The sequence below is a fragment of the Micromonospora cabrerizensis genome (assembly GCF_022230955.1).
Lineage (GTDB): Bacteria > Actinomycetota > Actinomycetes > Mycobacteriales > Micromonosporaceae > Micromonospora > Micromonospora cabrerizensis.
The window spans coordinates 24799-36900 of record NZ_JAKKFI010000004.1 but is presented as its reverse complement, the minus strand read 5'-3'; the positions used below and the strand labels follow the sequence as shown (position 1 = coordinate 36900).

At 71.7% G+C, this 12102-nt stretch carries 11 protein-coding genes; 5 read left to right on the top strand and 6 right to left on the bottom strand.

What is annotated here, in order from left to right; genetic code table 11:
• The coding region (locus LADH09A_RS00960) for a TAXI family TRAP transporter solute-binding subunit (RefSeq protein WP_238642821.1) at positions 1 to 611 on the top strand (611 nt) is incomplete at its 5' end.
• A gap of 9 nt (positions 612 to 620) precedes the next feature.
• On the opposite strand, the gene LADH09A_RS00955 is transcribed toward LADH09A_RS00960, so the two are convergent.
• The 3 genes from LADH09A_RS00955 to LADH09A_RS00945 form a co-directional block, all read right to left on the bottom strand.
• Positions 621 to 2048 carry a sensor histidine kinase gene (locus LADH09A_RS00955; RefSeq protein ID WP_238642820.1) on the bottom strand — a complete coding sequence of 476 codons (1428 nt, stop codon included), beginning with the start codon at positions 2046 to 2048 and terminating at the stop codon, positions 621 to 623.
• Positions 2049 to 2057: 9 nt separating this feature from the next.
• Positions 2058 to 2714 carry a response regulator transcription factor gene (locus LADH09A_RS00950; RefSeq protein ID WP_238642819.1) on the bottom strand — a complete coding sequence of 219 codons (657 nt, stop codon included), beginning with the start codon at positions 2712 to 2714 and terminating at the stop codon, positions 2058 to 2060.
• Positions 2715 to 2811: 97 nt separating this feature from the next.
• Positions 2812 to 3123: a hypothetical protein gene (locus tag LADH09A_RS00945; protein WP_204944301.1), complete on the bottom strand. Its 312-nt coding sequence runs from the start codon at positions 3121 to 3123 to the stop codon at positions 2812 to 2814.
• 114 nt (positions 3124 to 3237) lie between these two features.
• Between LADH09A_RS00945 and LADH09A_RS00940 the strand changes: the two genes are divergently transcribed.
• A complete protein-coding gene (locus LADH09A_RS00940) occupies positions 3238 to 3576 on the top strand; it encodes a DUF952 domain-containing protein (RefSeq protein ID WP_238642818.1) in 339 nt (112 codons plus the stop codon).
• 95 nt (positions 3577 to 3671) lie between these two features.
• Here LADH09A_RS00940 and LADH09A_RS00935 read toward each other — a convergent pair whose 3' ends face one another.
• From LADH09A_RS00935 to LADH09A_RS00925, 3 genes are all read right to left on the bottom strand, one after another.
• Complete coding sequence (locus tag LADH09A_RS00935) at positions 3672 to 5429, bottom strand: CDP-glycerol glycerophosphotransferase family protein (protein ID WP_372492199.1); 1758 nt, start codon at positions 5427 to 5429, stop codon at positions 3672 to 3674.
• 209 nt (positions 5430 to 5638) lie between these two features.
• A complete protein-coding gene (locus tag LADH09A_RS00930; protein ID WP_238642817.1) occupies positions 5639 to 7612 on the bottom strand; it encodes a DUF6077 domain-containing protein in 1974 nt (657 codons plus the stop codon).
• A gap of 295 nt (positions 7613 to 7907) precedes the next feature.
• A complete protein-coding gene (locus LADH09A_RS00925; RefSeq protein WP_238642816.1) occupies positions 7908 to 8546 on the bottom strand; it encodes a TetR/AcrR family transcriptional regulator in 639 nt (212 codons plus the stop codon).
• Positions 8547 to 8725: 179 nt separating this feature from the next.
• On the opposite strand from LADH09A_RS00925, the gene LADH09A_RS00920 reads away from it, so the two are divergent.
• The 3 genes from LADH09A_RS00920 to LADH09A_RS00910 all read left to right on the top strand — a co-directional run bounded on the left by LADH09A_RS00920 (position 8726) and on the right by LADH09A_RS00910 (position 12101).
• Positions 8726 to 9619 carry an ABC transporter permease gene (locus tag LADH09A_RS00920; RefSeq protein ID WP_238642815.1) on the top strand — a complete coding sequence of 298 codons (894 nt, stop codon included), beginning with the start codon at positions 8726 to 8728 and terminating at the stop codon, positions 9617 to 9619.
• Positions 9620 to 9662: 43 nt separating this feature from the next.
• Positions 9663 to 10439 carry an ABC transporter ATP-binding protein gene (locus LADH09A_RS00915; protein ID WP_238642825.1) on the top strand — a complete coding sequence of 259 codons (777 nt, stop codon included), beginning with the start codon at positions 9663 to 9665 and terminating at the stop codon, positions 10437 to 10439.
• A 144-nt stretch (positions 10440 to 10583) separates the two neighbouring features.
• On the top strand, positions 10584 to 12101 hold the full coding sequence (locus tag LADH09A_RS00910; protein WP_238642814.1) for a bifunctional cytidylyltransferase/SDR family oxidoreductase: 1518 nt from the start codon (positions 10584 to 10586) through the stop codon (positions 12099 to 12101).
• Position 12102: the final 1 nt, after the last annotated feature.

Here is a 12102-nt window from a genome sequence, read left to right as displayed (position 1 = left end):
GGCGGGGCTCCGCCGACCAGCTGCACCTGGTCACCACCGGCGGCGGCCCGGTCCGCACGGTCGCCGACCTGCGGGGCCGCCGCGTCTCCGTCGGCGCGTCCGGCTCGGGCACCGAGATCACCGCGACCCGGCTGCTGGAGGTCGCCCGCCTCGGCGGCGACGAGGTACGCCGGGAGCGGCTCGGGTTGGACGACTCCGTGGCGGCGCTGCGTTCCGGGCGGATCGACGCGTTCTTCTTCTCCGGCGGGCTGCCGGTGCGGGGCATCGAGGAGCTGGCCTGGCGCAGCGCCACCCGGATCGTCGACCTCAGCGAGTGGACCGAACCGCTGCGTTCCCGCTACGGGCAGGTCTACGTCTCCCGGGACATCCCCCGCTCGGTGTACGGGGTGGACGCGGTGACCACGGTGGCCGACCCGAACTACCTGATCGTGCGGGCCAACCTGCCGGAACGGTTGGTCCGGGAGGTGACCCGGCTGTTGATGGAGCGTCGGGCCGAACTGGCCGCCGCGCACCCGGCGGCGGGCCGGATGAGCCCCCGCTCGGCGATCGTCACCGCGCCGCTGCCGCTGCACCCGGGGGCCGCCGCCTGGTACCGCGCGGCCAAACCCTGACGGCGAGCGTCACCGCACCGGGGCGGGCCGAAGGTCGGGAGCCTCCTCCGTCGCCGGCTCCGGCGGGGCCTCCGGCGCCGGGAACCACAGGGCGGCGACCAGCCCGCGCGACTCCCCCGGGCGCATGGTGAGCCGCCCGTCGGACGCGTCCACCAGCACCGCGGCGATGGTCAGGCCCAGCCCCGCACCGTCCACGTTCTGCGCGTCCGGGGCCCGCCAGAACCGCTCGGTCGCCTGGCCGAGCTGACTCTCGGTCATGCCCGGGCCGGAGTCGCGCACCTCCAGGGCCACCCCGTCGTCGCGGCGGGCCACCGTCACCGTCACCGCCCCGCCCGCCCCGCTGAACTTCACCGCGTTGTCGATCAGCGCGTCCAGCGCCTGGTCGACGGCGGTCGGCACCGTCCGGGCGTACGCCGGGGCGTCGGTGGTGGCCAGCCGCAACGCGACCGAGCGGTGCCGGGCCAGCGGGGCCCACGCGGCCACCCGGGACGCGGCCACCGCGGCGGCGTCCACGGTGACCCGCTCGTTCTCCTCCCGTTCGGCCCGGGCGAGGGTGAGCAGCGCGTCGAGCACCAACGCCAGCCGGTCGGTCTCCTCCAGGGCCAACTGGTGCTCGGAGCGGCCGTCCGGGTCGGTGAGGCTGGGCCCCAGCTCCTCCACCCGCAGCCGCAGCGCGGTGAGCGGATTGCGCAGTTGGTGGCTGGCGTGCGCGACGAAGGCGCGCTGCCGGTCCATCACGTCGGACACCACGTCGGCCATGTGGTTGAAGCTGGCCGCGAGACGACGTAGCTCCGGCGGGCCCAGGCGGTGCTGCACCCGGGCGCCCCGGTCGCCCTCGGCGATCTCGTGGGTGACCGCGTCCAGCTCGGTGACCGGGCGCAGCACCCAACCGGCCAACCCGAACGCGGTGAGCACGCAGGCCAGCACGACGAGCAGACCCGCCAGGGCGAGCAGCAGCCACCATGAGGCGACAGCTCGGCGGATCGGGCCGGACGGGGTCACGATCACCACCGCGCCGAGCACCTCACCGCCGTCGTTGATCGGCACCGCCACCGCCACCGGGTCGGTCGTCCAGGGCCAGACCGACTCGGGGGCGCTGGTCTGCTGCCCGGACAGCGCGATGTCCAGGACGGTCGCGGTCATCGGGCCGGGCCGGTACCCCGGCGACGAGACCGGGGTGCTGCGGTCCCGGTCGACGATCGCGACGCCGATCGCGTACAGGTTGTCGTAGCTGGTCAGCTCCGACTCGATCGGGCCCGGCCCGCCGTCGCGTAACGCCGGCCCGGCCAGCGAGGCGAACCGGGTGGCGTCGGCGAGCCGGTCGGCGCGGACCCGCTCGGTCTCGCGGCTGGCCATGGTCGCGGCCAGCGGTGTCTCCAACGCGATGAGGACCAGCACCATCAGCAGCAGATAGCTGATCACCAGACGGCGGCGCACATCAGCCCCTCACGCGTCACGCAGTCGGTAGCCGACACCGCGCACGGTCTCCACCAGACGGGCGTCACCGAGCTTGCCGCGCAGCGACCCGACGTGCACCTCGACCGTGTGCCGGTCAGCCCAGGTGGTGCCCCAGGCGTCGAGCAGGATGCGGTCGCGCGGCACCGCCACCCCGGGCTGGCGGGCCAGCGAGAGCAGCACGTCGAACTCCTTGCGGGTCAACGTGACGGCACGACCGTCGACGGTCACCGTCCGGGCGGGCACGTCGATGCGCACCGACCCGGCCTCGATGAGGTGCCGCTGCGGCGCGGCGTTCGCGGCCCGGCGCAGCACCGCCTCGATCCGGGCCTGCAACTCCACCATCGAGAACGGCTTGACGACGTAGTCGTCCGCGCCGAGGCGCAGACCCAGCACCCGATCGCGTTCCTCGCCCCGCGCGGTCACCGCGATGATGCCGAGCTGGCTGCTGCGCCGACGCAGCTCCCGGCACAGGTCGGTGCCGTCCCCGTCGGGCAGGGTCAGGTCGAGCAGCACCAGGTCGCACGGGGCGGCGGAGAGGGCGGCGGCGACCGTGCCCGCGTGCTCGACCTCGTAGCCGCGGCGGGTCAGGGCGGAGGAGAGCGCAGCGGCGACCCGGCGGTCGTCCTCCACCAGCAGGATCCGCACCCGTGCCCCCGTTTCGTCGCAGCGCCGTTCTGCGAATGGTGGCAGAAGCGTGCGCGGAACGGGAGGCCGGATGCCGCGATGTGCCAGCTACCGGCCGCTACAGGCCGAAGGTGTCGTCGGCGGTGGCGTCCCGGACGCCGTCGGTGAAGCCGCGAAAGCCCGGGTCCTCGTGGCTGGCCGGCACGCTGGTGACGTTGACGCCGCTGGCCTGGGTCACCGCGTCGACCAGGGGCGGATAGTCGATCTCGGCATCCTGGAAGGCGTCGTCGTCCGCCTCGGCCAGGTTGATCACGTGCTGGACGTCGTCGGACGGGGTGTCCGGGTCCTCGGCCCACTCGCCGCCCGCGCGGTAGCACTCGTCGTACAGCGCACGCTGGCTGTCGGTCCAGTCGTCGTCGTAGCTCTGCATCGCCCATCCCCTCCGCGGCCCTTGACCTGAGCATGCCCGGCGGGGGGCGACGGGCGCGGCGGTACCGGCGAAAACCGGACCAGCACGGAGACCGGACCGCCGTACGCTGCCGAGGTGATCTACAAACTGCTGTCGAACACGGAATGGGACGATGCCCTCGCCGCCGGTGCCCTTGCCGGCTCCGCCGTGGACCGGCAGGACGGGTTCATCCACCTGTCCGGCGCCGACCAGGTGGTGGATACGGCGCGACGGCACTTCGCCGGTGCGACCGGGTTGACCCTGCTGAGCGTGGCCGAAGAGCGGTTGGGCGACACGCTGCGCTGGGAGCCGTCGCGCGGTGGGCAACTCTTCCCGCACGTGTACGGGCCGCTGCCGGTCGCGGCCGTGGTGGCGGCGCAGGCGTTGCCCGCGGACACCCCGGCCGCCGACGCGGTGGCCGCCCTGCTGGGCTGACCCGGCTCTGCCGGCTGACCCGGCTCTGCCGGCTGACACAGACGCGCCCGGCCCGACAGGTGTCGGGGCCGGGCGCGCAGCGCCATGCGTACGGCTCAACGGCAGAGGCGGTCGATCTCCTCCTGGAACCGGTCCATCGGGTTCGCCTCGGCGGGGCCGAGCAGGTAGGTCTTCAGCTCCCGGCGGGCCTCGGTCATCGGGTCGTCGCCGGCCCGGGTCACCGACACGATCTTCTCCAGCTCACCGCAGTCCTTGGAGAGCAGGAAGGCGGCGCGGGCCGTCGGGTACTCACGGCGGAAGTCGTCCTCCGACAGGCCGGCCGGGTTGGCCACCACGTACGGCCGCTGGCTCTGCACGAAGTCGGAGACCACGCTGGACACGTCGCTGATCAGCAGGTCGGTCTGGTTGAAGCAGTCGAACAACCCCGGCGTACGACCGGTGACCACGAGGTGCTCGGTGCCGTCCAGGGATGACGCGTCCGGGTCGCCTCCGGCGGCGCGGATGGCCGCGACGACCCGCTCGTGCACGGCCCGGGCCGCCTTCGACCGCGACCCGGTGAGCGGGTGCGGCTTGTAGATCAGGCGCAGCCGAGGATTCGTGGCCAGCAGCCCCTTGACGATCCGCTCACCCATCAGCACCAGGGAGGTGTGGAACGGGTCGTCGTCGAGCCAACCCTCCCAGGTGGGGGCGTAGAGCACGGTGAACGGCCGGTCCACCGACTCGGCGCCGAAGGTGTGCACCCCGGCGAGCTGCGGCCGACCGATCTCGACGATGTCCGAGTCGAGCACCCCCACACCGGCCCGGGCGTAACGCTCCCGGCCGGCCAGCCCCGCGACCCAGACCTCGTCGTACACCTTGCTGTAGGGGTTGACGCTGGCCTGCTTGTCGCTGTCGCCGTGCCCCACGAAGACGTGCTTGGTGCTCGGCTCCCGGAGCATGTGGATGTTCGCGCCGACGTTCGCGGAGTAGAGCGCGGCGCGGATGCCGCTGATGTCGAGGTTCATGAAGTCGACGCCGGCCGGTACGCAGATCACCGGCAGCCGGGTGTCGGCCAGCTCCAGGAACGCCTCCCGGCTGCGCATCAGCACCACCGCGCGCTGCTGGAGCGCCTCGGTCGGGGCGAGCCACATGTTGGCCTGGTAGACGTCCTTGGCCGGGCCGGCGAAGTAGAGCGCGACCTCGGGACGGTAGGAGTCCAGCCAACGCTGCACGGCGGGCAGCAGCGGCGCCTGCCCGGCGGTGCGGCCCCGGAACCAGGTCAGCGCCAGGACGGCGCCCACCACGGCGGTGGCCACGACCGCCACCGTGCCGGCGGCGAGGAACGGCGTCGGATCGTGCTGCACCGCGGCGGCCACGGCGGCCGGCACCAGCAGCAGGTTGAGCAGCGGCATCCGGTCACCGGTGACCGCCACCACCCAGGCCGGCGGCTGGGGGGCGGAACGCAGCCCGCCCAGCTCGATGTTGCGCACCATGGCGGAGAGCGGGTTTCGACGCTCGATCATGATGGAGAGCGCCCCGGCGAAGACGGACACCACCCACACCACGGCCGGCAGCACCAGCAGCAGGGTCAGCTCACCGCCGGTGAGCCGCACCTCGGCGGCGACGAGCAGCACGGCCGCGAGGTCCCGGGTCAGCTGCCGGTACGACCAGTGCAGGCCCGCCTTGTCCAGCAGCAGCTGCGAGGTGGGCGACCAGCGGGCGAGGGCGAACTCGCCGATGACGGCGGCCGACCCGGCGACCGCGAACAGGGCGATCCAGCCGAGTGCGCCAGCGACGAGCATGACCAGGTAGGCCAGCAGCAGCAGAGCGGCGCTGGCGGCCGCTCCGATGCGAGCTGAGAACGTGCCGAACAAAGAGTTCGCTCCCCACGGTTTCCGTATCGGGTCTGGGCTCGGTCTTCGCGCCCACCAGGAGCCGAGACTGAAGCGCCTGGTGGGCGCCCGTCACGTCACGCCAGCGCGAGGCTGGCGGACGTGACTGCGACCTTAACGCGAATGGGCGCGATGGTATCGAGCGGGTATGCGAGCAGCATTCCGGTCAAAACTCCCCATCACGACCAGCCTCAGGACCCGCCGGGGGCGCCGACGCGGTAGCAGACCATCGCCCCCGGCGCCTTGCGCGACGCGAAGGGTTCCAGCCCCAGGGTGGGTGCGACAGCGGGGACGGCGGTGTTGCCCTTCCACACACAGACCAGGCCCACGCCCACCCGGTCCATCGCCCCGGCGACCGCGGAGCTGTCGACGGGCTCGCCGTCGGCGAACTTCGCCAGCAGCAGCCGGTCCGTCGCGAACGGCGTCGTCGGGCCGTAGTCGGTGAGGTACAGGTCGCGCGGCAGCACCACGCGGACCTCCGTGGTGACCATCGGAAGCGACCGCATGACCGACGACGGGGCGAGCACCAGGCCGGCGGGACGGTCCAGGTTCTTGATCCAGAACGAGGCGGCCTTGCGGTTCTCCGGCATCCGCCAGGTCGGCTTCGACTCGACCGCCTTACCGCCGTACCACATCGGCTTGCCCTGGGTGTAGAAGGCGAACACCAGGACCACGGGCAGTGCGACGGCGAGGACCTGGTTCACCCGGGCCAGTCTGGGCAGCCGGATGACCGCGAGGAGACCGACCAGCGCCGGCACCGGCAGGATCCACGGCACCCGCCAGAGCACCGCCGTCAGACCGCTCAGGTCACCACCGAGCTTCAACACTCCGGGCACCATGAGGACCGTCACCGCCAGCGCGGCACCGGCGGCGAGCTGCTGTGGCACGCCCCGACGGAGCAGGAGGGGAGACCACCAGACGGCCAGCCCACCGATGACACCGAGGATGCCCAGCCACAGGGTGAGCTCGTAGATGGTCCGCAGCTCCTGCAGCGGGGCGTACGTCGCGGCGGCCTCCTCCACGCCACCGCGCAACACCTGGACGAGCACGCCGGAGAGCAGCGGATAGGCCGATGCGGCCAGGAAGCACAGGACGGCCTCCCGCAGTCTGCGGGTCGCCAGCAGCGCCACGCCGGCCGCCCCGGCGAGCAGCGGCAGCAGGAACACGGCGGTGGTGGTGTAGCCGACGCTGGCGACGGAGAGCAACGTGAGCAGGACCAGCGCCCGCCGCGAGCGGTGCTCCAGGTAGTCCGTGAGGTACACCCAGGCGAGGGGGATCAGAGCGTGCAGGAAGACGCTCTTGCCCTGGGTGAGCCGGGGCAGGTGGTAGGTGTTCAGCGCGTCGGCGTAGTACGCCACGAGCAGGATGTAGGCCGCCGCGACACCGAACACGACCAGCGGGCGGCGCGGGGCCCAGCGCTGCACGAGACGCCACAGGGCGAGGACCGTGAAGACGGCGAGGACCGGCAGGAGGAGGTACCACAACACGGACGCGGTGTGGATGTGCAGGGCGCGGGCCAGCGCCCCGATGAAGACCTCGAACGACGGCAGCGGCGGGTTGGCCGAACCACCCGGCAGCACGCCCTCGGTGAACAGGAAGTCCCGGAACGGAATGGTGTCCCGCTCGGCCACCCACACCGACTTGCCGACGTAGAAGACGTCGTCGAGCGACACCCGGTTGATCAGCGTGGCGAAGAACGCGGCGGCCAGGGAGACGGCGAGGACCACGTACCCCTGCATTGGGGTGGTCCCCCGGACGGCCGGCGCGGCGTCGGCGTCGGCGGGACGTCCGGCACGGGGCAGCGCCAGCCAGGCGGAGACCACCGCGACCAGACCGAGCCCGGCCGCCAACCACCAGCTCAGCGTGCCGGTGCCGAACGAGGCGAAGATCGCCGCTCCGATCGCGGCGGCGACCGGCAGGGCGTAGCGACGCAGCAGCGAGGCGCGGTCGACCGGGGTCTCGGCCCGCTCGGTCACGGCCTCGTCGTCGCCGGGGCGCCGCGTCACCACATCGCGTCGGCGCAGCCTCCAGGCCACGTACGCGGCGACCGGTTGCAGGACGACCCAGGCCAGGAAGATGACCGACGGGCGCAGGTTGAGGCCGAGGTTGAGGTGGTAGAGCAGCGTCCAGATGGCGAAGCTGACCACCGCCGCGTCGGTGATCACGACGGGCGCACCAGCCACCGCGGCGTTGAGCCGCCCGATCAGACCGCGGCCCGGTCCGGGCCGGCTGCTGCCACCAGGCCGGGCACCCGCGCTCGGGGTGTTCCTCTGGTCACCTGGCGCTGAAACCACAGCAGCGTCTTCGACTTGCGTCACGGGGCGTCCTTGTCGTCCGGCGGTGGATTCGGGGAGGCGAAAAGCGGATGTCTGATCGATGACAGCCGGGTATCAAGGGGGCAGCCTAGCGGAATCGGACAGACGGACCGCTGCTGCGGGCGGCCGAGTGTCGGGCGCCTGGTCAGCCCGAGATCGGGGCCGCCCGAGGGCGGGGCAGGGCACTGTCGGCGCCGAGCCCGGCGGCCACGGATTCGACCAGGTTGTCGAGGTAGGTGTCGGTGAGCGGGAGCCGGGCGATGGCGAGCCGCCAGTAGAGCGGGCCGACGATGAGGTCGATCGCGGCGTCCGGGTCGGTGTCGGAGGGCAGCTCGCCGCGCTGCACCGCGCGGGTGACCAGCCGACCGCCGATCTCCTGTTGGCGGGCGTACACCACCTGACGCAGGGTCTCGTCGATGCTGGGGTTGCGGGCGGCCTCGGCCAGCAGGTCCGGGATGATCTGCGACGCCAGCGGGTGACGCAGCGCGTGCGCCACGGCCTGGAAGAGCAGGGCGAGATCACCGCGCAGGGTGCCGGTGTCCAGTGCCGGCAACTTACGGTGTGCCGCCGCGGCGACGATCTCCAGCACCAGGTCGAGCTTCGAGTTCCACCGCCGGTAGATCGCCGTCTTGCTGACGCCGGCCCGGCGGGCCACCGCCTCGATGGAGAGCCGGCCGTAGCCGACGGCGGCGAGCTCCTGCATCAGCGCGCGCCGGATCGCCGTGGTGATCTCGTCGCGCAGCACCGCCGCTCCGGCCGGGGCCCGCCTCTTCTCGGTGGTCATCGAGGGCTCTTATCGCAGGTCACGCGGACCAGGGTAGCGCAACGACGATACGGTTGCGTCCCGACGTGTTTCGGACTACTGTCCACGCAGCGACGAGGCGGCGCCCCGCGCACATCTCCCACTAGGATCCCATCGTCGCGAGCAACCCCGTCTGCACGAAAGATCGGAGCGCCATTTCCATGGCCACCACCGCGCTGGTCGACCCCGACACGGGCCTGACCCAGGCGCAGCTGGCCGCTCGGCACGGGCTACGGGTCGCCGGTGAGCGCCCCAGCGTCGTCGAGTACAGCCGCCGACTATGGGCCTACCGGCACTTCATCGCCGCCTACGCCAACGCCAAGCTGGTCGCCTCGTACAGCAACGCCAAGCTGGGTCAGCTCTGGCAGGTGCTCACCCCGCTGACCAACGCGGCGGTCTACTACCTGATCTTCGGTGTGGTGCTGGCACAGAACGACATGCCGAACTACATCGCCTACCTCACCACCGGGCTGTTCATCTTCAACTTCACCCAGAGCGCCGTCCTGGCCGGCACCCAGGCGATCAGCAGCAACCTGGGGCTGATCCGGGCACTGCACTTCCCCCGGGCCAGCCTGCCGCTGTCCACGACGCTGACGCAGTTCCAGCAACTGCTGGCGTCGATGGTGGTGTTGATCGGCATCGTGCTGGTCACCGGCGAGCCGCTCACCCTGGAGTGGCTGCTGCTGGTGCCGGCCCTGCTCCTCCAGGCGGTGTTCAACGCCGGCGTCGTGCTGGTGGTGGCCCGGCTGGGCTCGAAGTCGACCGACCTGAAGCAGGTCATGCCGTTCATCCTGCGCACCTGGATGTACGGCTCCGGCGTCCTCTACAGCGTCAGCCTCTTCGAGCGGCTGCCGAGCTGGGCCACGACGCTGGTGCAGTACAACCCGCTCCTGGTCTACATCGAGCTTGCGCGGTACACCCTGATGGAGGAAGCACCGCTGCTCAACGAGTCGCTGACCCAGCTCTGGCTGGTCGGCGGCGGGTGGGCGCTGCTCGCCGGCCTGGGCGGCTTCCTCTACTTCTGGCGCGGGGAACAGGAGTACGGCCGTGGCTGAGCTGGCTGAGCAGTTCGACGCCAACATCGAGGCGAGCGCGACGATGACGTCGACGCAGGAGCGCATCCCGACCGTGGTCGTGGACGACGCGCACATCATCTACCGGGTGCACCAGGGCGCCGGCGGTGGCACCACGCCGGTGGCCGCACTGCGCCGGTTGGTCAAGCGCACCAACGCCCCGAACATCCGGGAGGTGCACGCGGTCAAGGGAATCTCCTTCACCGCGTACCGGGGCGAGGCGATCGGGCTGATCGGCAGCAACGGCTCCGGCAAGTCCACCATCCTGCGGGCCATCGCCGGCCTGCTGCCGGTCAACCGGGGCGCGATCTACACCCAGGGGCAACCGTCGCTGCTGGGCGTGAACGCCGCCCTGCTCAACGACCTCTCCGGCGAGCGCAACGTCACCCTCGGGTGCCTGGCCATGGGCATGGACCCCGACGACGTGGCCAAGCAGGCCGCGGGGATCATCGACTTCTCCGGGATCAACGAGCGGGGCGACTTCGCCAGCCTGCCCATGCGGACGTACTCCTCCGGCATGGCGGCCCGGCTGCGGTTCTCCATCGCCGCCGCCAAGAAGCACGACGTGCTGCTGATCGACGAGGCGCTCGCCACCGGTGACAAGGGCTTCCGCAAGCGCAGTGAGCAGCGGGTGCGCGAGTTGCGTGAGGGCGCGGGCACGGTGTTCCTGGTCAGCCACCAGCTGTCCTCCGTCCGCGACACCTGCGAGCGGACGATCTGGCTGGAATCGGGCGTCCTGCGGATGGACGGGCCCACCGACGAGGTCATCCGGGCCTACGAGGCGTACGCGAACAGCAAGTAGAGGTCCGGCGAACACCAGCATCGACACGGCGCCATGGACCGCGTCGCCCGCGTTGGGGCGGCGCGGTCCGCGCGTTAAGGTTCATTCCGTCGCCGCTCGGGCGGAACCTTCCGTTAACGCATCCCTGAGAGTGAGGATCCGGCAATGACGCAGGACCAGACCACTGGCCCGGACGCCGAAGCGGAGACCCCGACGCCGTGGCGCCCCTCGCGGACGGTGGCCGTGGTTCTGGCCGGAGGCACCGGGACCCGCCTGGGCCTCGGCATCCCGAAGCAACTGCTGAAGATCGCCGGCAAGCCGATCATCGAGCACACCCTGGCGGTCTTCGAGGCGGCACCGGAGATCGACGAGATCATCGTGCTGATGGCGTCCGGTCACGTCGACGACGCCCAGCAGATCGTCGAGAAGGCCGGCCTGCGCAAGGTCACCAAGGTGATCGAGGGTGGTGACACCCGCAACGCCACCACCCGGATCGCGCTCGACGCGGTCGGCCCGGCGGACTGCAACATCCTCTTCCACGACGCGGTGCGCCCACTGCTCAGCGGGCGGATCGTGCGCGAGTGCGTCAACGCGCTGTGGACCTACGACGCCGTGGACGTGGCCATCCCGTCCGCGGACACGATCATCCAGGTGGACGACAACGACTGCATCACCGACATCCCGGTGCGCTCGCGGCTGCGCCGTGGGCAGACCCCGCAGGCGTTCCGCTCCCCCACCATCCGTGAGGCGTACCGGATCGCCGAGGGTGACCCGAACTTCGCCGCCACCGACGACTGCGGTGTGGTGCTGCGCTACCTGCCCGGCACCCCGATCAAGGTGATCGACGGCTCCGACGAGAACATCAAGGTCACCCACCCCGTCGACGTGCACCTGGCGGACAAGCTCTTCCAGCTCGCCGCCGCGCAGGCACCCCGGCTGACCGACCACCGCAGCTACAGCGAGGAGCTGACCGGCCGCACCATCGTGGTGTTCGGCGGCAGCTACGGCATCGGCCACGAGCTGACCGAGCTGGCCCGGCGCTACGGCGCCCAGGTCTTCCCGTTCAGCCGTTCCACCACCGGCACCCACGTGGAGCGCGCCGAGGACGTCGAGGCCGCGCTGACGACCGCCTTCGAGGCCACCGGCCGGATCGACCACGTGGTGGTCACCGCCGGAATCCTGGAGAAGGGCGCCCTCGCCGAGATGGACGAGGAGACCATGGACCGACTGCTCCAGGTCAACTTCGTCGGCCCGGTGACCATCGCCCGGCAGGCACTGCCCTACCTCCAGCAGACCAAGGGCCAGCTGCTGCTCTACACCTCCAGCTCCTACACCCGGGGGCGGGCCCGCTACGCGCTCTACTCGGCCACCAAGGCCGCCCTGGTCAACCTGACCCAGGCGCTGTCCGACGAGTGGGCCGACGTCGGCGTACGCGTCAACTGCATCAACCCGGAGCGGACCGCCACCCCGATGCGGACGCGGGCCTTCGGCGAGGAGCCGGAGCACACCCTGCTCGCCGCGGAGGCCGTCGCCCAGTCGTCGCTGGACGTGCTGGTCTCCGACCTGACCGGCCAGGTGATCGACGTACGCCGAGCACCTGGCGACGGGCCGACGCCGACCGTGCCGGCCCAGTCCGGGCCGGGTCCCGTCGAGGTGCCGGCCGGCGCGGCGTCGGCGAACTGAC